Consider the following 20,619-nt stretch of genomic DNA (forward strand, 5'->3'; position numbering starts at 1 on the left):
GGCAAACGGCTCGATTAACGGAAGTTTTCACTTCTGTCGCTGGTCATGTCGTACAAACCAAACTTACGTCCAAGCTGCTGGCCGCCATCACGCGTTAACGGCGTCCAGCCAATCGCCGCACGGCTGCGGGTCGGGCCTGACGAGAACAGATCCAGCGGCACGGATACGTACACCCCTTTGGTAAAATCACCCTCTCCGTACTCATCCGGCGAGGCGTCGGTGATGGTCGCATAGCCGCCTACCACAACGCCACTGTCAAAGCGCTTCGCCACTTCCAGCGTTCCGCCCTTATCTCCCGCCAGATACTGACCCACGCTGGCTTTCACCAGTACATCCTGAGCGAATGACGGATTCCAGTACGCCGTCAAATGCCCGGTCTTCACGCTGTAGTCGGTGAATTTCATCATGTCCTGCGCGCTACGCCAGTCACGCTGTTTCACGTAGTTGGCATCAACACCAAACGCCCAGTTGCTGTCCAGTGGACGATACAGCACTTCTGCCCCCGCTCCGCCGTACATGGTTTCCAGATAGCCACCGTAAACCTGTCCGTAGAACCCGTTTCCGAGTGACTGGAAGTAGTTGGCCTGCAGGTTATTCACGTAGACATCGTTTTGCACATACTCGCGCACATGGGTACGCACTCGTGGCAAATGCGAATCCTGCGGCGGGTTGGTGTAGTTAAATTTGTCATAGTTATTGGCGAGGTTGGCGAACAAACTCCCAGTGGTCAGCAGGTGATCGGTAACCCACCAATCCGCCGTTCCCATCACGCCCAACTGATACATATAGAAGTTTTCCGGGCCGCCCACCGACTGGTTAAGCACCGGATCGATGTGGAAATCGAAGCGTGACTTATCGATATACCAGCCCTGCTCGGTCGTTTTCGGCACCACGGGCTCAACGCGTTTTTGCGCCAGCTGGGTTTCGTGGCCCAACGGTTCGCCTTCCAGATGACGCTTGAGGCTGGAAACCTCCGTTTCGGTCGTCACCTGCGGCAAGTTAAGACGATTTTCCGTAATACGGATCGTGCGGATCCCGTCGGGAAGATCGTTCATCACGATCCGGTTGGCACGTTCGATCCCTTCGCGCGAATCACGGTATTTCACCTGTTCACCGGTCACATACAGCGTATCGCCCTGCACCTGAATTTTAGGATCGGCCAGTCCGGCGTTATATTTCAGCAGCGTTAGCTGATTCGCCACCACCGAGTGTTGCAGGATGGCATCCTGCGGCTGTGGCTGATATTTCGGGCGGGCGTTGTCGTTATAGTTTGGCCGCAGATCGTTGAAGTTAGTCCGCAGCGTGACCCCAAACATAAAGGTGTTCCCGCGCTCATAGCTGAGGTTAACGTCGGCCCAATCGGTGACGCGATAAATAGCGCCGACGTTAAACTTGCTCTTCTGATCCAGCTTGCCCGCAAAATCCTGCTGGTAATTGTTTCCCTCATACTCCAGTTTCAGACGCAACGGCTGCCAGGGCGTCTGATACTCGACGCCGCCAAACAGCGATGCCGGGCCGTGGAACATCTGGCTGCCGTCAATAGAACCGGCCTGCTTGTAGCTGTTATCGCGATAGCAGAATTTATCGCTGTATGAGCAAAACGGATTGCTGACGTTACCGCTGGTCCCGAGATATCCCCAGCCCAGGCCAAGCGAGAAATCAAACGGCCCCCAGGCTTTATTCGCCACAATATACTCCGCATCGAACAGGCCAGTTCCGCCAATATCTCGCGCGCCAACCGCCACCTGCGGCATCCAGTAGCTCTCTTCCCACAGCCGTAGTTTGAGATCAAAAGCTTTATCCTTGTAAGTCTGATCGCCAGAAAACGACTCCACGCTACTGTATTTTTTGGTACGCACATCGGTGTAGCGCAGCGTGGTTTCCAACCACGGGAAGAGCTGCACCGACGCAGAGTAGTAGCGGTACTGATCGTTATCGCGGTAATTGAGGCTCATTTCGCCCTCACGTGCCATGCGTGCGGTTGGGGTTTGCAGCAGCCCCACGCCGCCAAAATCGGACTGCGAAGGTCCAATGGGCGCGGGCCAGGTTTCACCGTGGCAGGCAACGCTTACGCCCAGCGCCAGTAAGCTGAGCAGGTAAGTTTTTCTCATTATTCGGGTATCCGCTGGGTCAGGGTGCGAAGAATGTCGGCATTAATTTCATCCGGGGTGCTGCTCCAGACAGCATCAGAGAGTCCGACATAAATGATGCTGCCGGGCATCGGCTCAACGTGACGTTTGTTCCAGTAAGCGACCGGTACTTTTTGCGTGCGCCCGTCAGGATAGATAACCCAGGCGAAGCTACGATCCGCGCCGCTGAGCCGACTTTGCCCATCGAGATAACTGGCAACATCGCGCCCGGGCATAAACGGTTGTTTACCCGGATGGCTTAGCAGGCCAAACAGCGTGATATGCGTTGGCTGCGCTCCGACCCACAGCGTGTAATTGCCCTGCAACGGCGGGTTGCCTCGCTCGCTGACGCGCACAACATCCGGGTCAAGATTAATCATCTGCCTGCCAGTCACCTTCAGCGCCTGAATCTGCTGGCGTAATGTGTTGATAGTGGCAGCATCGTCACCGCTTTCTTCTGCGCCCAGCGTCGCCAGGCGAGCCAGTAATGCCTGCTGCTGACGTTCCGCCTCCGTCGTTGCCCGCTCTTCGCTGATAACCGCGCCTGGCCACCAGCTATTGCTCAACCGCGGCTGTCCAACCAGGTCGAGCAGATGTTCGGCCCCGGTCAGCGTTTTTGGCTCTTCGCTGGCGGAGGTAAAGACCTTAACGCTGCCCGCAGCAAAAACAGACGCTGCGCTCAGGCCCATCAGCAGCGCCATAACGGCTCGTTTGATCATGATTTTGCCGCCTTAATCAGCGTGGTTTTCACCGGGAAGTAATGCGCGCCTAGATACTGTTCCGACTGGCGAATCTGCCCTTCACTGTCTATCCAGTAGCGGTTATGCCAGCGCGTTTGATCGGTCGTTATCTCTTCATCGAGGATCCGTACCGGCGTGTCATCGCTGCCGATCTTGATGGTGTCTGCGCCATCCCATTTGAAAACCGATCGCGCGGTGGCATAGCGTACCTGCTGATGTTCAGTCCAGCCCATTGTGCGGGTCCACGTTGCGCCATCGACTATCTGATTGGGTTTGATGAGTGGGTCTGCCGCCAGATTATTCACCTCAATTAGGTTGTCCCCGCCGAGATGCGTTTTCACAATGCGCCCATGCTGCGTGACGAGAATAGCCCGATCCTGAGTCACCCATTTCTGCTGTCCGTTTTCCGCAAACGCGAGTACCACAAACAGTTGGGGACCGCCGTTTAGCTGCATATACTGGCTGGCGTAGGGCATATTTTGGATTTCATCGTCCGTCATCTGTACGCCGGGAGTACCAAACACGCTATCCCACAGCGAATGCCCCAACCCTTCGGTGGTGGCTGAGCACGCCTGCAGTAACAGGCAAACCATTATGAGCGCTGGTCGCTTCACGACGTTTCTCCGCATTATTGCCGGGTGGCGCAACGCTTATCCGGCCTACAAATCCCACATACTTTTGGCAATTCAAAATAACCACACCGAAGTGTGGTTAGAATTAAACGTACCTTTATTACTGGGTACTGGTGGTTGTGGTGGTTGTGGTTCCGGTATTAGAACCATCGCCGCCACCGGTCGCCGCCAGGGCGACCCCCACTGCAGAACTTACGGTGCTCACGCTGGTTGCGGAGGAACTTCCTGCCGAAACCGACGCGGCAGCCGACCCTGCCGCCTCACCCACCTGAACGGGGGCGGCATAGACAGAAGTCGCCGCAAGCGCAGATATAGCCCACAGGCCATACAGAACTTTTTTCATCACAAATTCCCTTCATTGTATGAATGGAGATTTACCCAAAAGAATTTCGGGCGAGATCGAGTATACACAAGTCAAAGTGTGCAAATTACGCCACGCGGGAATTTAGGATAATTAGATAACGAAAGGAAAAATGATTAAAAAATACAACAAAGACAAATAAATCAATAAATTAAAATATAAAAATTAAAATGCAATATCCGGTAAATCCGAAAACATCAGAAATTGAATAACATTAATAAAATTATTTTAGGATTAAGCTCAATTAAGGTATGAAGTTAGAACGTAGATATCCTGGAGCATTCTTATAAAAAAGCCGATATTAATATCGGCTTTTTATTTCATTAATGCCGGATGCGGCTAAACGCTTTATCCGGCCTACAAGTGTGTGCTATCAGGCACGCCAGGACTTATAACGGTTAATCAAACCGTTGGTAGAACTGTCGTGGCTGCTCACTTCGGAACCATCTTTCAGCTCTGGCAGAATGCGGTTCGCCAGCTGTTTGCCCAGCTCAACGCCCCACTGGTCAAAGGTGAAGATGTTCAGGATAGCGCCCTGAGTGAAGATTTTGTGTTCGTACAGTGCAATCAGCGCACCCAGGCTGAACGGCGTGATTTCGCGCAGCAGGATGGAGTTCGTTGGGCGGTTACCTTCGAACACTTTGAACGGCACAACGTGGTCCAACGTTGCCGGATCTTTACCCTGGTCGCGGTATTCCTGCTCAACCACTTCACGAGATTTACCGAATGCCAGTGCTTCGGTTTGCGCGAAGAAGTTAGACAGCAGTTTCGGATGGTGATCCGACAGCGGGTTGTGGGTGATGGCCGGCGCGATGAAATCGCATGGAACCATTTTGGTGCCCTGGTGGATCAGCTGGTAGAACGCATGCTGGCCGTTAGTACCCGGCTCACCCCAGATGATTGGGCCAGTCTGGTAATCCACCACATTGCCGTTACGGTCAACGTATTTACCGTTGGATTCCATGTTGCCCTGTTGGAAGTAGGCCGCGAAACGGTGCATATACTGGTCATACGGCAGAATTGCTTCGGTTTCGGCACCGAAGAAGTTGTTGTACCAGATACCGATCAGCGCCAGCAGCACCGGCAGGTTTTTCTCAGCCGGAGTGGTGGAGAAGTGTTTGTCCATCGCATGCGCGCCGGAGAGCAGCTCAACAAAGTTGTCGAAGCCTACGGACAGGATGATGGACAGACCGATTGCAGACCACAGGGAGTAACGACCGCCAACCCAGTCCCAGAACTCGAACATATTGGCAGTATCAATGCCAAACTCACCAACCGCTTTACCGTTAGTGGAGAGCGCTGCGAAGTGTTTGGCAACGTGCTTGTTGTCGCCTGCGGTCGCCAGGAACCAGTCGCGCGCGCTGTGGGCATTGGTCATGGTTTCCTGGGTGGTGAAGGTTTTGGAAGCGACCAGGAACAGCGTGGTTTCCGGGTTCACTTTCTTCAGCACTTCAGCAATGTGCGTACCATCGACGTTAGACACAAAGTGCATGTTCAGGTGATTTTTGTACGGACGCAGCGCTTCGGTCACCATGAACGGACCGAGGTCAGAACCGCCGATACCGATGTTTACTACATCAGTGATGGCTTTACCGGTATAGCCTTTCCAGCTTCCGGAGATGATCGCTTCAGAGAAGGATTTCATCTTCTCCAGCACAGCATTCACTTCCGGCATGACATCTTTGCCGTCAACGATGATAGGCGTATTGCTACGGTTGCGTAGCGCCACGTGCAGCACGGCACGGTCTTCAGTGCGGTTGATTTTCTCACCGGAGAACATGGACTTGATGGCACCCGCCAAATCGGTTTCTTTCGCCAGATCCTGCAGTTTAGCCAGCGTCTCTTCAGTGATGCGGTTTTTGGAGAAATCCACCAGCATCAAATCGTCAAACGTCGCGGAAAACTTAGTGAAACGATCGCTATCTTTCGCGAAAAGATCCGCGATAGTAACGTCTTTCATTTCTTCAAAGTGTTTTTGTAGTGCCTGCCAGGCTGAGGTCTGCGTTGGATTGATGTTTTTCATTAGCAATACTCTTCTGATTTTGAGAATTGTGACTGAGATCGATTGTAACGCCAGTCACAGAAAAGTGTGATTGTTTTAATGCCATTGCCAGGGCATCCGCCAAACGTGACTAAAAAGTATAGCGGTTATCAGCGTTGTTATTAGTACCGTTACTCAACGCAGTTGCAGCATGAAAAATCCGCATAATCCCAGCGTTGACAGTGCAAGCTACACATTTTATTTATAAATACGGTATTTGCATTTGCGCCTGCACCGGTTTCTGTTCTGCCTTATGTGCCATGGTCGCTCTATTCATTCCCTGACACGAGGTAGTTATGACTGATGTAGTTGTCTCCAAATTTGGCGGTACCAGCGTGGCGGATTTTGATGCCATGAATCGCAGCGCTGATGTAGTACTTTCTGATGCTAACGTCCGTGTAGTGGTACTTTCCGCTTCTGCGGGAATCACCAACCTGCTGGTCGCACTGGCTGAAGGGCTGGAGCCAACCGCGCGCTTCGAAAAACTCGATGCCATTCGTCAAATTCAGTTCAATATTCTGGAACGCCTGCGTTATCCAAACGTGATCCGTGAAGAGATTGAACGTCTGCTGGAAAACATCACCACGCTGGCTGAAGCGGCGTCACTGGCGACCTCAACTGCGCTGACCGACGAACTGGTCAGCCACGGCGAACTGATGTCTACCCTGCTGTTCGTCGAGATCCTGCGTGAGCGCAACGTGCAGGCGCAGTGGTTTGACGTACGTAAAGTGATGCGCACCAACGATCGTTTTGGCCGCGCAGAACCTGACGTCGCGGCGCTGGCCGAACTGGCAACGCTCCAGTTGGCCCCGCGTCTGAGCGAAGGTCTGGTGATTACTCAGGGCTTTATCGGCAGTGAAGGTAAAGGCCGCACCACCACGTTGGGGCGCGGCGGGAGCGATTATACGGCTGCCCTGCTGGCCGAAGCACTGCACGCCACGCGCGTCGATATCTGGACCGATGTTCCTGGCATTTACACGACCGATCCGCGCGTTGTTCCGGCGGCGCAGCGTATTGATGAAATCGCCTTTGAAGAGGCCGCAGAAATGGCGACCTTTGGCGCGAAAGTGCTGCACCCGGCAACGTTGTTGCCAGCCGTGCGTAGCGATATCCCGGTGTTTGTTGGTTCCAGTAAGGATCCAAAAGCAGGCGGTACGCTGGTATGCAATAAAACCGCTAATCCACCGCTGTTCCGGGCGCTGGCACTGCGTCGTAAGCAAACGCTGCTGACGCTGCATAGCCTGAATATGCTGCACTCTCGCGGCTTTTTGGCGGAAGTGTTCGGCATCCTCGCACGCCATAACATTTCGGTCGATTTAATTACCACATCCGAAGTCAGCGTGGCGCTGACGCTGGATACCACCGGTTCGACCTCCACCGGCGATACACTGTTAACACAGTCTCTGCTGATGGAACTGTCTGCCCTGTGTCGGGTTGAAGTAGAAGAAGGCCTGGCGCTGGTGGCACTGATTGGCAACGACCTGTCCAAAGCCTGTGGAGTGGGTAAAGAGGTGTTCGGCGTACTGGAGCCATTCAACATCCGCATGATTTGCTACGGCGCGTCCAGCCATAACCTGTGCTTCCTGGTGCCCGGTACTGAAGCCGAACAGGTGGTACAGAAGCTGCACCATAATTTGTTTGAGTGAGTAGATGCCAACGCCCGATGGCTCTTGTCCCATCGGGCATTTTCACCGCATCACCGTTTCATATAACAATCTGTCCAACTCCCTGACATCGCCTTCCCGACTATCCGGTAACGTCGGCGGAATCTCTCCTCTTTCCAGCTCGGCGCGGATAAACGCATGCAACAGTGGACGACGCGGGCCGTATTCCGCTTCACCCGCACACTGCTTGCGCTCCAGCAGCTCATCAATTTCCTGACGCAATGGCGCATCCAGTTCACTTCCCGCCAGCAGATCGGCAAAACGCATCGGTGGCACGCCTTTCCCCTCCTCCACCCAACGCACCGCCAGCAGCGGGCGAATGACGTAAAAGTACTTTTTCAATCGCACGTCGTCACCTTGCAGATAGCCACGGAAGTTTTTCCGCGCCATCGAGTAGTAGTGCCAGCGGGCACGTAGCGGGGAAAACCATTTGGGCACCAACGCTTTCAGCGCCGACACGGTCACTTCATCCTGTTGATAGACCACTGGCGAATCCAGCCACTCAATAAGCGTAGGGTTTGCGCCTTTCAGTAATCCTAGCGCCTTGCGCCATTCCCAGCCGCAGACGTCCAGCTCATCATCTATCGGCAACTCGATAACATCTCGTGGCGCTTCGATCCGCAGATACCACTCGGGCGGATGAACATAGAGAAATCGCACGTCGTAGTCGCTGTCCGGCGAGGCAAATCCCCAGCCACGGCTGCCGGATTCACAGGCATACAGCACCCTGACGCCATAGCGCTGCTCTACCTCTTTTAGTTGGCGCAATACCCTTTCGCGCATCGCGCCGTCCACTGTGTTGTAGCTCATTATTCTTATCCTTTTATGTTCACAAGGCCGTGCAGCACCTGGTCCAGGCCCCCGAACACCGAGATTTTATCGATACGTTCAGCGACTCTTTCAAGGGTTTCCAGCTCTTTTAAGCGCAGCGCCACCGGGTTGTTTTCCATCACTTTCGCGGTATTCAACAGCGATCGCGTCGCGGCAGTCTCTTCACGACGGCGGATCACGTTGGCCTGGGCGGATTTCTCAGCTTCAACCAGTTGGGACAGGATGGCCTTCATATCATCCGGCAGGACAATATCTTTCACGCCGAGCGAAGCGACCTCGATACCAAACGGTGTCATTCGGGCTTTCACCTGTGCGCTCACCACCTCATCGATCACCTGCTTATCTTCCAGCAGCTCGTCCAGCGTGCGCGTTCCCACCGCTTCCCGCAGGGCAAACTGCAATTCGCGGTAAAGGTGATCCAGCGGTTTGGTTAGTTGGCCAAAAGCCAGCAACACATCGCCATAACGCCAGTTTGCGGCCAGATTTAAACGCAGGTTGACCTTATCCTTGGTCAGGATCTCTTGTCCACCGACCTCCAGTACCTGTAAACGAGTATCAACAACTTCGGCTTCAATCAGATGGTTTACCTTCCAGTATGCGGTCAACCCCGGCGGCAACAGCGTCTGGGTTTCGCCATCAATTTTCAGCACACCAACATGCCACGCAGGAACCTGTACCGTTAAGATAGCTTCACGGCCTTTCACCGTACCGTTACGTCGTGGCTGTAACACTGCATTCATCACCTCAACCGGTACCGAAACCTGACGCGTATCCATACGCACCAGCTTCAGTGCTTCCTCTGCGCGCCAATACAGACGGCGCGTTCCCGGTGGCAAAATTTCCTGCAAGACGCCGTTCACATACAGCGCACCCGCTTCGGTATCGGTTAAATCGGCCACCACACAGTACTGCTCCACCCATGCAGGCTGGAAGCGACGTAAATACTCCGCAAGCGCTTCCGGAATTTCGCTGCCATCGGTATTGATCACCAGAACATCCGGTGTGTTAAACCATGGCAAACGGTGTTCACCTGCATCCAGTACCTGATAGTAATCACCCTGTCGGGATAACAGGCCAAGCTGGCCTTTACGAATAGTGATTTTTTTCTTCATTTTTTATTCCTTATTGTGAGTCAGGTGCGGGTGCAGGGGCGAAGCGGCAGGGGAATTCCCTTTTGCCTGTCGCACGGCATCTTTACCGGCAGCCTGTTCTGGAGCGTGCTAACTGCGCATCGCTCCGTTTTATTTCTATGATTAACAACCAGTTTTCATTCGGAGGATGAAATTGGGAATCGAACCCACTGTGTGTCAGCGGCTGACGGAACACTCCCGGAAAACAGCCTGTGCCGTTCCTGACGTGCCGGCGGGGTTTAACCCCCTGCGTTTTCAGCGTGATTGACGTAAGAGTTATTGCCAGAAGCGTGCCAGAAATGAAAATCGTCAGAATTTATTTTTAATAAATTGATTTATATAAATTTAATTGTTTACGCCAATAATGGCAGTTGTCTCACTCGGTTAATTTTTTTATCTTTTAATCTCTTAATTTATCTTTTGGGATAAACCATGAAAAAGCGGCGGGTTGTAATTGGCGTACTGGGTACGGTGCTGGACAAACGCGGTAAACGCGCCAATCGGTTTAAAAAGTGGCGCCCTACGGTTGGATTGTGCCAACAGCCTGATTTCCCTGTCGACAGACTGGAACTGCTCCACCAGCCACGCGATGAAGGCATGGCGCAAAGGTTGATTGAAGACGTCGCGCTGCTCTCACCTGACACCGAAGTACGCCCGCATGCCGTGACTATTAACGACCCCTGGGATTTTGAAGAGGTCTACGCCGCCTTTCTCGACTTCGCCACCCACTACAGCTTTGATACAGAAAACGAAGAGTATCTGGTGCACATCACCACCGGGACGCACGTCGCGCAGATCTGCTGGTTTCTGCTAACGGAAGCCCGCTACCTGCCCGCCAGCCTGCTGCAAACCAGCCCGGCACCAGCCGGTTCATCGGATGAGGCCGTCGCCGCCGGCGTTTGCTCGATAATCGATCTCGATTTAAGCCGCTACGCCACGCTCACCAGTCGTTTTCAGCGCGAACAGCAGCAGTCAGTCTCTTTTCTGAAGGCAGGGATTGATACGCGCAACGCCACCTTCAATAAACTGATCGATCGCATTGAGCGTGTGGCTCTACGTTCGACCGACCCGATCCTGCTCACCGGCCCCACCGGCGCGGGTAAATCCTTTCTGGCGAAACGTATTTTTCAGCTACGCCAGTCGCGGCATCTGGTGGCGGGAAAACTGGTCGCCGTCAACTGCGCAACCCTGCGTGGCGACAACGCGATGTCTACGTTGTTTGGTCACGTGAAAGGGGCGTTTACTGGCGCACTCACGGCGCGCGGCGGACTACTGCGAGAAGCGGATGGCGGCGTGCTGTTTCTCGATGAGATAGCCGAACTGGGGTTAGACGAACAGGCCATGCTGCTAAAAGCGATTGAAGAAAAAACCTTTTTCCCGTTTGGATCGGACAAAGAAGTACAGAGCGATTTTCAGCTGATTGCCGGAACCCATCGCGACATGCAGCAATGGGTCGCCGAGGGCCGTTTTCGCGAAGATCTCTACGCGCGTATCAATATGTGGAACTTCGCCCTGCCCGGTCTGGCGCAGCGGCGGGAAGATATCGCTCCGAACGTCGAGTATGAGCTACACCGTTTTTCCAGCAGTAAACAGATGCAGATCCGTTTCGACAAAGAGGCACGTGCTTGTTATCTGGCATTTGCCTGCTCCCCACAGGCGCAGTGGCGCGGCAATTTTCGCGAGCTAAGTTCATCCATCGCGCGAATGGCGACGCTTGCCGAACAGGGACGCATCACCTTATCCCTTGTCGAAGAAGAAATTGCGCTGTTAAAAGAGAGTTGGCAGATTGCCGCTTCGCAACCGGAACTGAACATGGACATTGACCTTTTCGATCGCCGCCAGTTAGAAACGGTACTGGAAGTGTGCCGCCGCAGCGCGTCGCTGTCGGAAGCCGGACGCGAACTGTTTGCCGTCTCACGGCAGAAAAAAGCCAATCCTAACGATGCAGACCGCTTGCGAAAATATCTCGCCCGCTTCGGGCTGAGCTGGGAAAGCGTTCGCAGCGATCAGATACAATAAACAATATCTAACATTACCCAATCTGAACTGTTACTGGTTTTCCTAACTTCACCAGCATCATGACCAGCGCATCAAGGGTAAATTTGTTGGTTTTCTGATTAACAACATCTGAAACACGGGGCCGGGAAATATTCAGTTTCACAGCAGCTTCCGCTTGTTTCAGATGGTTTTCATCAATCCATCCGGAAATTTCTTGCATCAACTGCTGCTTCAGGCGAATGAGTTGTTCGACCTCGCATTCAGCATCATGCTTTAAGCTCTTCGCTTTCGCTTCTGCAAACCCCAGTTCGGCAAAAATATTGACATCCGGAGAGGTTACATGGCGAACCTTATTATCAACGGTATTGTTCATTTCTGATTCCTGTCTTCTTGCAAAGCGGTTCGATATCTAACTTTAGCAATGTGTTTATCGTGCTCAGAAGTACGTTTCGTCTTTTTATTGAAACAATGCAGTACATAGACCGCGTTAGCATAGCGAGCAATGTAGATGATTCGGTATGCGCCAGATTCATACCTGAGCCTTACCTCCTAACACCTCGACCTATCTCTGGCATCGGCTTCCAGTCAGCAGCTTCTAATCCAGCCTGTAAACGATGTAGCTGAAAACCAGCGGTTTTACGTATATCTTCAGGAAAGCTTCGTAAATCATCAAATGAACTGCCAATCCAGACAATGGGCTTTAAGGCCCACTTTATTGAAAGCATAACACATCCTTGTATAAAATTTTATACAAACAATAAAATGCGTCACCCACACGTTTTCCTGTCATTACGCTAAATCAGAATAGAAATTCCGTCACTTCAACAAGCTATATTTTGCGAGGCTCTTTCAGGATTAGTTTTATTCTGCACGAATTACCGTACACTGAGGATATCGGCTAACAGAGGGCACCCTTATGGCACTCCCCCGCATTACCCAAAAAGAGATGACCGAGCGCGAACAGCGTGAACTGAAAACGCTGCTCGACCGCGCGCGCATTGCGCATGGTCGCCTGCTGACCAACGCAGAGACCAACAGCATCAAGAAAGAGTACATCGATAAACTGATGGCCTTGCGCGAAGCAGAAGCTAAAAAAGCCCGCCAGTTGAAGAAAAAGCAGGCCTATAAACCGGATGCGGAAGCATCGTTTTCCTGGTCAGCAAATACGCCGACGCGCGGCAGACGTTAACGTCCCTTCTTCTTACGTCCCGGCGAAGTAAAACGCTTACCGTTTGCCGCCGGGCGCGATTTCTCTTTCTCCGCTGATTTTTCGATTTTCACCACCGGACGCTTAATGCCTGCGGTTTTTGGCTTCGCTTTCGCCTTCGGTTTGGCTTCTGAGGACGAGTTCTCAATCAGCTTGAACAGATCGATCAGTTCGTCATCTGTCAGGTCGCGCCATTCACCAAGCGGCAGACCAGACAAACCAACGTTCATGATACGCGTACGCTCAAGCTTGGTAACTTCATAGCCAAAGTGTTCGCACATACGACGGATCTGACGGTTAAGCCCCTGAATCAGCGTAATACGAAACACAAACGGCGCTTCTTTCTTCACCTTACATTTTTTGGTGACGGTACCGAGAATGGGCACACCGGCCCCCATACCACGGATAAAGTCATCAGTGACCGGCTTATCGACCGTCACCAGATACTCTTTTTCGTGATCGTTACCGGCACGCAGGATTTTATTCACCAGGTCGCCGTGGTTGGTCAGAAAGATAAGTCCCTGAGAATCTTTGTCCAGACGACCAATTGGAAACACGCGCTTGCTGTGATTCACGAAATCAACAATGTTGTCGCGTTCGCTGTCTTCGGTGGTGCTGACAATCCCTACCGGCTTATTCAGCGCGATAAAAACCAGATCTTCCGCTTCACGCGGCTCAATCAACCGACCATTTACTTTTACGACGTCGCCAGGCATCACCTGATCGCCGATGGTGGCGCGTTTGCCATTCAGGAAGACATTCCCTTGTTCGATAAAGCGATCCGCCTCGCGACGCGAGCAGATTCCGCTTTCACTGATGTATTTATTTAATCGGATAGATGAGTCGGGCAGCATAGTTTCTCCTGTATACACTTCATCCTTCAAGCTGTCTCTGCGTTGGCTGCCCTCACTCACCCAGGTCACATAGCAATCTATGCTCCCGGGGATTCGCTCCCTTGCCGCCTTGATACAACTTGAATGACTTTGTGTATTAAAAGCGAAATATACCCTACCTTGCGGACGATAAAAAATAATCGTGTTCGACTGTCCACGCGCTATTTGTGATCCGTCACACCTTTTGACACAAAAGTGTCAGCGATCCATCCCTGCAATTTTGTTGAGTGAAAACAAGCAGAATCAATACATTAGAGAGGCATGCACATCTGTGCCGACAACGCGCCATCACCACATCAAATGTGCAACACAATCGGTCATTTCAGGGCGCTGAAATAAGTGAAAATAGCTTTGAGATGGAGAACAGATGGGGTTATATCAGATCAAGAAGGCAATTTCGTGATTTGCACAAATGTGCAGGAGTCCAAAAATGGCGACGGAAAACAGCGATGATATCCGCCTGATCGTAAAAATAGCGCAGCTGTATTACGAACAGGATATGACACAAGCGCAAATCGCCCGCGAGCTGGGTATTTATCGCACCACGATCAGCCGGTTACTAAAACGTGGACGCGAGCAGGGTATCGTCACCATCGCCATTAATTACGACTACAACGAAAATCTGTGGCTGGAACAGCAGCTAAAACAGAAATTTGGCCTGAAAGAGGCGGTCGTAGTCTCCTGCGATAGCGAGCAGGAAGATGAACAACTTAATATGATGGGCGTACATGGCGCACAGTTGCTGGAACGCTTACTAGAACCTGGGGACATTATCGGGTTCTCATGGGGCCGCGCGGTACGGGGACTGGTGGAAGGATTATCTCCTGCCAGCCAGTCGCGCCAGCTGATCTGTGTGCCGATTATCGGCGGACCATCCGGCAAGCTTGAAAGCCGCTACCACGTCAATACGCTGACCTACGGCGCTGCGGCAAAGCTCAAAGGGGAATCACACCTGGCAGATTTCCCGGCACTGCTGGAAAACCCGCTGATCCGTAACGGGATCATGCAGTCACGACATTTTAAATCGATTTCTGCGTACTGGGATAATCTGGACATCACGCTGGTCGGGATTGGATCTCCGGCGATACGTGATGGCGCCAACTGGCACGCCTTTTACGGCAGTGAAGAGAGTGATGACCTGCATGCCCGCCAGGTCGCCGGAGACATTTGCTCGCGCTTTTACGATATCAACGGTGTAACCGTAGAGACCAATATGAGTGAAAAGACGCTCTCCATCGAAACCAATAAATTAAAACAGGCGCGTTACTCCATTGGCATTGCAATGGGTGAAGAAAAATACAGTGGGATATTAGGCGCATTACGTGGGAATTATATTAACTGTTTAGTCACCAACAGTCATACCGCTGAATTATTGTTGAATTAAATAAATTCTAATTGGTCCTGCCATAATTAATTTTATGTGGGATCACCTTATCTGAATCGGGAGTTTATTATGCAAACGTGGTTAAACTTGCAGGGCAAAGTCATTATTGTTACCGGTGGTGCATCCGGAATTGGTCTGGCGATTGTCGAGGAGTTATTAGCGCAAGGCGCTAATGTACAAATGGCAGATATTCATGGCGGAGAAGGTAAATACGATAGCCATGACGGGTATCATTTCTGGCCAACGGATATTTCCAGTGCCAAAGAGGTTAATCATACTGTCGCTGAAATTATCCAACGCTACGGACGTATTGATGGGCTGGTAAATAATGCTGGCGTTAATTTCCCGCGTCTGCTGGTCGATGAAAAAGCACCCGCCGGGCAATACGAACTCAACGAAGCTGCTTTCGAAAAAATGGTTAATATCAACCAGAAAGGTGTGTTCTTAATGTCGCAGGCAGCGGCACGCCAAATGGTAAAACAGCGTAACGGCGTGATTGTGAATGTCTCTTCCGAAAGCGGACTGGAAGGTTCTGAAGGTCAAAGCTGTTACGCCGCGACCAAAGCCGCATTGAATAGTTTCACCCGTTCCTGGTCGAAAGAGTTGGGCAAACACGGCATCCGTGTAGTTGGCATTGCACCTGGCATTCTGGAAAAAACCGGACTGCGGACCCCCGAGTATGAAGAAGCGCTGGCCTGGACCCGCAACATCACCGTCGAACAGCTGCGCGAGGGCTACACCAAGAATGCGATCCCGATTGGTCGATCAGGCCGCTTATGCGAAGTCGCTGATTTTGTTTGTTATCTTTTATCTGAGCGCGCCAGTTATATCACCGGAGTAACCACTAACATTGCGGGCGGAAAAACGCGCGGCTAAGGAGGTTTTATGGTCAATGCAATCTTCTGTGCTCACGGCAAACTGGCCTGCGCCATGCTGGAATCGGTACAGATGGTCTACGGTGATGCCAACGTTGAAGCCGTGGCATTTGTCCCCGGAGAGAACGCCAGCGACATTGTGGAAAAGCTAAAAAAGTTAGTAAGTATTCACACTGACGATGAATGGCTGATTGCCGTCGATTTGCAGTGTGGCAGTCCCTGGAATGCTGCCGCGACGCTGGCGATGCACAATCCGGCGATACGGGTCATTAGCGGGTTATCACTGCCGTTGGCGCTGGAGCTGGTAGACAACCAAAGCAATATGAATGTGGATGAACTGTGCGAACACCTGACGACCATTGCTCAACAAACCTGTGTCGTCTGGAAGCATCTGGAAACGGCCGAAGAGGATTTCTGATGAACATTACCCTTGCTCGTATTGATGACCGCCTGATCCACGGTCAGGTCACCACCGTCTGGTCGAAGGTGGCGAATGCCCAACGGATTATTATCTGTAATGACGACGTTTATAACGATGAAGTACGCCGCACATTATTACGTCAGGCTGCCCCACCGGGAATGAAAGTGAACGTCGTTAATATCGAAAAGGCGGTCGCGGTTTATCATAATCCGCAATACCAGAACGAAACCGTTTTTTATCTATTTACCCGTCCACAGGATGCATTAGCAATGGTAAAACAAGGGGTAAAAATTGCCACGTTAAATATTGGCGGCATGGCCTGGCGACCAGGTAAAAAACAATTAACCAAAGCCGTTTCTTTAGACAGCGACGACATTAATGCGTTTCGTGAGTTAGATAAACTGGGTGTTACGCTGGATTTACGCGTTGTCGCATCCGATCCATCTATTAATATTCTCGAAAAAATAGAAGAACAATCGTTCGCTGAATAAATAAAAATGCCTGTGTACTTATGCTTTAACAGGCAGGGATGATCACATTCACAAGGTGACATATTATGGAAATAAGTACCCTACAAATTATCGCCATATTCCTATTTTCCTGTATTGCCGGAATGGGCAGCGTGCTGGATGAGTTCCAGACCCACCGTCCGCTAATTGCTTGTACCGTTATCGGCCTAATCCTTGGTGATTTAAAAACCGGGATTATGCTCGGCGGCACGCTGGAGTTAATCGCTCTTGGCTGGATGAACGTCGGCGCAGCGCAGTCTCCCGATTCGGCGCTCGCCAGTATTATCTCCGCCATTCTGGTTATCGTCGGTCAGCAAAGCATTGCTACCGGTATCGCCATCGCCCTGCCGGTGGCGGCGGCAGGTCAGGTGCTGACGGTATTCGCCCGTACCATCACCGTGGTGTTCCAGCACGCGGCGGATAAAGCAGCCGAAGACGCCCGCTTTCGCACCATCGACATGCTGCACGTTTCCGCTCTCGGCGTACAGGCTCTGCGCGTTGCCATCCCTGCATTAATCGTCTCGCTGTTTGTCAGCGCCGATATGGTCAGCAATATGCTCAACGCCATTCCGGAATTCGTCACCCGCGGATTGCAGATTGCCGGTGGCTTTATCGTGGTGGTCGGCTACGCCATGGTGCTGCGCATGATGGGCGTGAAGTACCTGATGCCCTTCTTCTTCCTCGGGTTTATCGCTGGGGGTTATCTCGATTTGAGCCTGCTGGCTTTCGGTGGGGTTGGCGTGATTATCGCGCTGGTCTACATCCAGTTGAACCCACAGTGGCGTAAAGCCGAACCGCAGGCGCAACCCGCCTCTTCTCAAGCTCTCGATCAGCTTGATGACTAATGGAGCCAGCCATGGAACAGAAAAAACTGACCAAATCCGACCTGTTTAGCATGTTTGTTCGCTCCAACCTGCAACAGGCGTCATTCAACTTTGAACGCATTCATGGACTGGGCTTTTGCTACGACATGATCCCTGCCATCAAGCGCCTGTATCCGCTGAAAGAGGACCAGGTTGCAGCACTCAAACGCCACCTGGTGTTTTTCAACACTACGCCTGCCGTTTGCGGCCCGGTGATTGGCGTGACCGCCGCGATGGAAGAAGCTCGCGCCAACGGTGCGGAAATTGATGACGGGGCCATCAACGGCATCAAAGTTGGGCTGATGGGCCCGCTGGCCGGTGTTGGCGACCCGTTGGTCTGGGGAACATTGCGCCCGATTACCGCCGCGCTCGGCGCATCGCTGGCACTGTCCGGAAACATTCTCGGCCCACTATTGTTCTTCTTTATTTTCAATGCAGTACGTCTTGCCATGAAGTGGTACGGCTTACAGCTTGGCTTTCGTAAAGGGGTCAATATCGTCAGCGACATGGGCGGCAACCTGCTGCAGAAACTGACCGAAGGCGCATCGATTCTCGGCCTGTTTGTCATGGGGGTGTTGGTCACTAAATGGACCAGCATCAACGTGCCGCTGGTGGTATCGCAAACGCCTGGCGCAGACGGCACCACCGTCACCATGACCGTGCAGAACATTCTCGACCAACTCTGCCCCGGCCTGCTGGCGCTGGGTCTGACGCTGCTGATGGTGCGTCTGCTCAACAAGAAAATTAACCCGGTATGGCTGATCTTCGCCCTGTTTGCGCTGGGAATTATCGGTAACGCGCTGGGCTTCCTGTCCTGATTTTTTCGCCCCGGCGATGCCGGGGCTACTTCAACAAATAGTCCTCGAAAGAGGAAGAGGTGGTAACAATGCAAACAACAACAGCTTTACGCCTTTATGGTAAACGCGATCTGCGCCTGGAAACCTTCGATCTTCCTGAAATGCAGGACGATGAAATTCTGGCCTCAGTCGTAACCGACAGCCTGTGCCTTTCTTCCTGGAAAGAGGCTAACCAGGGCGAGAACCACAAAAAGGTGCCGGACGATGTGGCTACAAACCCGATCATCATCGGCCACGAGTTTTGCGGCGATATCATTGCCGTAGGCAAAAAATGGCAGCATAAGTTTCAGCCCGGCCAGCGCTATGTCATTCAGGCTAACCTGCAACTGCCGGATCGCCCGGACTGTCCCGGCTACTCCTTCCCATGGGTGGGCGGTGAAGCCACGCACGTCATCATTCCTGATGAAGTCATGGAGCAGGACTGCTTGTTGGCTTACGAAGGCGAAACCTATTTTGAAGGTTCATTGGTTGAGCCACTGTCCTGCGTGATTGGCGCATTCAACGCCAACTATCACCTGCAGGAAGGCACTTATAACCATAAGATGGGCATTCGTCCGCAGGGGCGTACGTTAATCCTCGGCGGCACTGGGCCAATGGGACTACTGGCGATCGACTACGCGCTGCATGGTCCGGTTAACCCGGCGCTGCTGGTAGTGACCGACACCAATAACGACAAGTTGAGCTACGCCCGCAAGCACTATCCGTCAGAGCCACAAACGTTGATCCACTACCTTCACGCCCAGGATGCAGCTTATAACACATTGATGGCATTGAGCGGCGGCCATGGGTTTGACGACATCTTTGTATTTGTACCCAACGAAGAGCTGGTCACGCTGGCCTCTTCCCTGCTGGCTGCCGATGGTTGCATGAACTTCTTTGCCGGTCCGCAGGATAAGCAGTTTAGCGCGCCGATTAACTTCTACGACGTGCACTATGCCTTCACCCATTATGTTGGGACATCTGGCGGCAATACCGACGACATGCGCACGGCGGTAAAACTGATCGAAGAGAAGAAAGTTCAGGCGGCAAAAGTGGTGACGCACATTCTGGGATTGAATGCGGCAGGTGAAACAACGCTGGAACTGCCGCAGGTCGGTGGAGGTAAAAAACTGGTTTACACCGGAAAATCATTGCCGTTAACTGCGCTCACCCAGATTGACGATCCGGCCTTGCGCGCTATCCTGGAGCGTCATCAGGGGATCTGGTCGCAGGAAGCCGAACAGTACATATTGTCTCACGCCGAGGAAATTTAACATGATTAACCGCGACACCCAGTTGTGCATGTCGCTTGCCGGTCGTCCCGGCAACTTTGGCACACGCTTTCATAACTATCTGTATGAAAAATTAGGGTTAAATTTTATCTACAAAGCCTTTACTACGCAGGATATTGAGGCCGCAGTCAAAGGCGTTCGCGCACTCGGGATTCGCGGCTGTGCGGTCTCTATGCCGTTTAAAGAGAGCTGCATGCCGTTTCTGGATGCCATCGATCCTTCCGCAAAAGTCATTGACTCCGTTAACACCATCGTCAATGACAACGGTACGCTGACAGGATTTAACACCGACTACATTGCGGTAAAAAGCCTGATTACCAGCCACCAGCTTGATAACCACGCACGCGTCATGATCCGCGGCAGCGGTGGAATGGGTAAAGCGGTCATTGCTGCATTTCGCGATGCCGGTTTTCACGATGTAGTCGTCGCTGCCCGTAACCGGGAGAGCGGTCCGGCGCTGGCAAAACAGTACGGTTTCCAGTGGCAACCGCAGCCGGAAGGGATTACCTGCGATATTCTGGTCAATGTGACGCCCGTCGGCATGGCTGGCGGTAAAGAGAGCGATGAGCTGGCCTACAGCGAAGCGATGGTCGCTGCCGCCAGCATAGTGTTTGACGTCGTCGCCCTGCCGCCGGAAACACCGGTAATCAAACTGGCACAGCAATTAGGTAAAAAGACCATCAGCGGTGCAGAGGTGATTGCCTTACAGGCCGTAGAGCAGTTCGCCATGTACACCGGCGTACGCCCGGATGACGCGCTAATCGCCGAAGCGGCAGAATTTGCGCGGGCGGGGTAACGAAGCAGGAACAGAGC

20 protein-coding genes and 1 pseudogene are annotated in these 20,619 nt (G+C 52.5%); 11 read left to right on the plus strand and 10 right to left on the minus strand.

Annotated elements, in window-relative coordinates; translation table 11 throughout:
• Positions 1-14 precede the first annotated feature (14 nt).
• The 5 genes from OGY10_RS01205 to pgi all read right to left on the minus strand — a co-directional run bounded on the left by OGY10_RS01205 (position 15) and on the right by pgi (position 5,885).
• Positions 15-2,111 (minus strand): YjbH domain-containing protein, encoded by a 2,097-nt coding sequence (locus OGY10_RS01205; RefSeq protein ID WP_057068682.1) that lies wholly within the window; start codon positions 2,109-2,111, stop codon positions 15-17.
• A complete protein-coding gene (locus tag OGY10_RS01210; RefSeq protein ID WP_137377439.1) occupies positions 2,111-2,848 on the minus strand; it encodes a capsule biosynthesis GfcC family protein in 738 nt (245 codons plus the stop codon). Before OGY10_RS01210 ends, OGY10_RS01205 begins: the two co-directional genes overlap by 1 nt.
• Positions 2,845-3,483 carry a YjbF family lipoprotein gene (locus OGY10_RS01215; protein ID WP_128612467.1) on the minus strand — a complete coding sequence of 213 codons (639 nt, stop codon included), beginning with the start codon at positions 3,481-3,483 and terminating at the stop codon, positions 2,845-2,847. Before OGY10_RS01215 ends, OGY10_RS01210 begins: the two co-directional genes overlap by 4 nt.
• 118 nt (positions 3,484-3,601) lie before the next feature.
• Positions 3,602-3,844, minus strand: coding sequence for an exopolysaccharide production protein YjbE (yjbE, locus tag OGY10_RS01220; protein ID WP_003826562.1), 243 nt, complete (start codon positions 3,842-3,844; stop codon positions 3,602-3,604).
• A gap of 391 nt (positions 3,845-4,235) precedes the next feature.
• Entirely contained in the window at positions 4,236-5,885 is a 1,650-nt protein-coding gene (pgi, locus tag OGY10_RS01225) for a glucose-6-phosphate isomerase (protein WP_128612468.1), read from the minus strand.
• Positions 5,886-6,199: 314 nt separating this feature from the next.
• On the opposite strand from pgi, the gene lysC reads away from it, so the two are divergent.
• A complete protein-coding gene (gene lysC / locus OGY10_RS01230) occupies positions 6,200-7,549 on the plus strand; it encodes a lysine-sensitive aspartokinase 3 (RefSeq protein ID WP_003826556.1) in 1,350 nt (449 codons plus the stop codon).
• 42 nt (positions 7,550-7,591) lie between these two features.
• Here the strand turns inward: lysC and OGY10_RS01235 are convergent, their stop codons facing one another.
• Together OGY10_RS01235 and OGY10_RS01240 are read right to left on the minus strand one after the other, a co-directional pair.
• Positions 7,592-8,377, minus strand: coding sequence for a nucleotidyltransferase domain-containing protein (locus OGY10_RS01235; RefSeq protein ID WP_191226534.1), 786 nt, complete (start codon positions 8,375-8,377; stop codon positions 7,592-7,594).
• 5 nt (positions 8,378-8,382) lie between these two features.
• Positions 8,383-9,510: a slipin family protein gene (locus tag OGY10_RS01240; protein WP_286576061.1), complete on the minus strand. Its 1,128-nt coding sequence runs from the start codon at positions 9,508-9,510 to the stop codon at positions 8,383-8,385.
• A gap of 450 nt (positions 9,511-9,960) precedes the next feature.
• Between OGY10_RS01240 and rtcR the strand changes: the two genes are divergently transcribed.
• Entirely contained in the window at positions 9,961-11,547 is a 1,587-nt protein-coding gene (gene rtcR / locus OGY10_RS01245) for an RNA repair transcriptional activator RtcR (protein ID WP_258736649.1), read from the plus strand.
• A gap of 13 nt (positions 11,548-11,560) precedes the next feature.
• Here the strand turns inward: rtcR and OGY10_RS01250 are convergent, their stop codons facing one another.
• Both OGY10_RS01250 and OGY10_RS01255 read right to left on the minus strand, forming a co-directional pair.
• Positions 11,561-11,899: a helix-turn-helix domain-containing protein gene (locus OGY10_RS01250; protein ID WP_265640374.1), complete on the minus strand. Its 339-nt coding sequence runs from the start codon at positions 11,897-11,899 to the stop codon at positions 11,561-11,563.
• A pseudogene (locus OGY10_RS01255) lies at positions 11,896-12,251 on the minus strand (type II toxin-antitoxin system RelE/ParE family toxin). The gene OGY10_RS01250 and the pseudogene OGY10_RS01255 overlap by 4 nt, the downstream one beginning before the upstream one ends.
• A 191-nt stretch (positions 12,252-12,442) precedes the next feature.
• On the opposite strand from OGY10_RS01255, the gene OGY10_RS01260 reads away from it, so the two are divergent.
• Positions 12,443-12,715 (plus strand): YjbD family protein, encoded by a 273-nt coding sequence (locus tag OGY10_RS01260; RefSeq protein WP_003826541.1) that lies wholly within the window; start codon positions 12,443-12,445, stop codon positions 12,713-12,715.
• Here OGY10_RS01260 and rluF read toward each other — a convergent pair.
• Entirely contained in the window at positions 12,712-13,587 is an 876-nt protein-coding gene (gene rluF, locus OGY10_RS01265) for a 23S rRNA pseudouridine(2604) synthase RluF (protein WP_008786901.1), read from the minus strand. The two genes, OGY10_RS01260 and rluF, sit on opposite strands and share 4 nt — an antisense overlap.
• Before the next feature lie 469 nt (positions 13,588-14,056).
• On the opposite strand from rluF, the gene OGY10_RS01270 reads away from it, so the two are divergent.
• From OGY10_RS01270 to OGY10_RS01305, 8 genes are all read left to right on the plus strand, one after another.
• Complete coding sequence (locus OGY10_RS01270) at positions 14,057-15,010, plus strand: sugar-binding transcriptional regulator (RefSeq protein WP_286576071.1); 954 nt, start codon at positions 14,057-14,059, stop codon at positions 15,008-15,010.
• Between the two features lie 69 nt (positions 15,011-15,079).
• Positions 15,080-15,886: an SDR family oxidoreductase gene (locus tag OGY10_RS01275; protein WP_128612472.1), complete on the plus strand. Its 807-nt coding sequence runs from the start codon at positions 15,080-15,082 to the stop codon at positions 15,884-15,886.
• Positions 15,887-15,895: 9 nt separating this feature from the next.
• Positions 15,896-16,303, plus strand: a complete 408-nt coding sequence (locus OGY10_RS01280) for a mannose/fructose/sorbose PTS transporter subunit IIA (RefSeq protein WP_008786898.1) — start codon at positions 15,896-15,898, stop codon at positions 16,301-16,303.
• Entirely contained in the window at positions 16,303-16,797 is a 495-nt protein-coding gene (locus OGY10_RS01285; protein ID WP_048227499.1) for a PTS sugar transporter subunit IIB, read from the plus strand. Before OGY10_RS01280 ends, OGY10_RS01285 begins: the two co-directional genes overlap by 1 nt.
• Before the next feature lie 65 nt (positions 16,798-16,862).
• A complete protein-coding gene (locus OGY10_RS01290) occupies positions 16,863-17,660 on the plus strand; it encodes a PTS mannose/fructose/sorbose transporter subunit IIC (protein ID WP_003826527.1) in 798 nt (265 codons plus the stop codon).
• Positions 17,661-17,671: 11 nt separating this feature from the next.
• The gene (locus OGY10_RS01295; RefSeq protein WP_003031641.1) at positions 17,672-18,496 is read left to right on the plus strand and encodes a PTS system mannose/fructose/sorbose family transporter subunit IID; all 825 of its coding nucleotides are present in this window, start codon (positions 17,672-17,674) and stop codon (positions 18,494-18,496) included.
• A gap of 68 nt (positions 18,497-18,564) precedes the next feature.
• Positions 18,565-19,788, plus strand: coding sequence for an L-sorbose 1-phosphate reductase (gene sorE / locus OGY10_RS01300; RefSeq protein ID WP_191226538.1), 1,224 nt, complete (start codon positions 18,565-18,567; stop codon positions 19,786-19,788).
• Between the two features lies 1 nt (position 19,789).
• Positions 19,790-20,602, plus strand: a complete 813-nt coding sequence (locus OGY10_RS01305; RefSeq protein ID WP_191226539.1) for a shikimate 5-dehydrogenase — start codon at positions 19,790-19,792, stop codon at positions 20,600-20,602.
• Positions 20,603-20,619: the final 17 nt, after the last annotated feature.

Source organism: Citrobacter sp. Cpo148 (assembly GCF_030332375.1).
GTDB classification, from domain to species: domain Bacteria; phylum Pseudomonadota; class Gammaproteobacteria; order Enterobacterales; family Enterobacteriaceae; genus Citrobacter; species Citrobacter portucalensis.

Coding starts and splice junctions, on each gene's coding strand:
- OGY10_RS01295 (WP_003031641.1), top strand. CDS start 17,672: ATGGAACAGAAAAAACTGACCAAATCCGACCTGTTTAGCATGTTTGTT.
- OGY10_RS01280 (WP_008786898.1), top strand. CDS start 15,896: ATGGTCAATGCAATCTTCTGTGCTCACGGCAAACTGGCCTGCGCCATG.
- OGY10_RS01275 (WP_128612472.1), top strand. CDS start 15,080: ATGCAAACGTGGTTAAACTTGCAGGGCAAAGTCATTATTGTTACCGGT.
- lysC (WP_003826556.1), top strand. CDS start 6,200: ATGACTGATGTAGTTGTCTCCAAATTTGGCGGTACCAGCGTGGCGGAT.
- OGY10_RS01240 (WP_286576061.1), bottom strand. CDS start 9,510: ATGAAGAAAAAAATCACTATTCGTAAAGGCCAGCTTGGCCTGTTATCC.
- rtcR (WP_258736649.1), top strand. CDS start 9,961: ATGAAAAAGCGGCGGGTTGTAATTGGCGTACTGGGTACGGTGCTGGAC.
- OGY10_RS01250 (WP_265640374.1), bottom strand. CDS start 11,899: ATGAACAATACCGTTGATAATAAGGTTCGCCATGTAACCTCTCCGGAT.
- OGY10_RS01235 (WP_191226534.1), bottom strand. CDS start 8,377: ATGAGCTACAACACAGTGGACGGCGCGATGCGCGAAAGGGTATTGCGC.
- OGY10_RS01305 (WP_191226539.1), top strand. CDS start 19,790: ATGATTAACCGCGACACCCAGTTGTGCATGTCGCTTGCCGGTCGTCCC.
- OGY10_RS01270 (WP_286576071.1), top strand. CDS start 14,057: ATGGCGACGGAAAACAGCGATGATATCCGCCTGATCGTAAAAATAGCG.
- yjbE (WP_003826562.1), bottom strand. CDS start 3,844: ATGAAAAAAGTTCTGTATGGCCTGTGGGCTATATCTGCGCTTGCGGCG.
- OGY10_RS01210 (WP_137377439.1), bottom strand. CDS start 2,848: ATGATCAAACGAGCCGTTATGGCGCTGCTGATGGGCCTGAGCGCAGCG.
- OGY10_RS01205 (WP_057068682.1), bottom strand. CDS start 2,111: ATGAGAAAAACTTACCTGCTCAGCTTACTGGCGCTGGGCGTAAGCGTT.
- OGY10_RS01290 (WP_003826527.1), top strand. CDS start 16,863: ATGGAAATAAGTACCCTACAAATTATCGCCATATTCCTATTTTCCTGT.
- OGY10_RS01285 (WP_048227499.1), top strand. CDS start 16,303: ATGAACATTACCCTTGCTCGTATTGATGACCGCCTGATCCACGGTCAG.
- OGY10_RS01260 (WP_003826541.1), top strand. CDS start 12,443: ATGGCACTCCCCCGCATTACCCAAAAAGAGATGACCGAGCGCGAACAG.
- sorE (WP_191226538.1), top strand. CDS start 18,565: ATGCAAACAACAACAGCTTTACGCCTTTATGGTAAACGCGATCTGCGC.
- rluF (WP_008786901.1), bottom strand. CDS start 13,587: ATGCTGCCCGACTCATCTATCCGATTAAATAAATACATCAGTGAAAGC.
- pgi (WP_128612468.1), bottom strand. CDS start 5,885: ATGAAAAACATCAATCCAACGCAGACCTCAGCCTGGCAGGCACTACAA.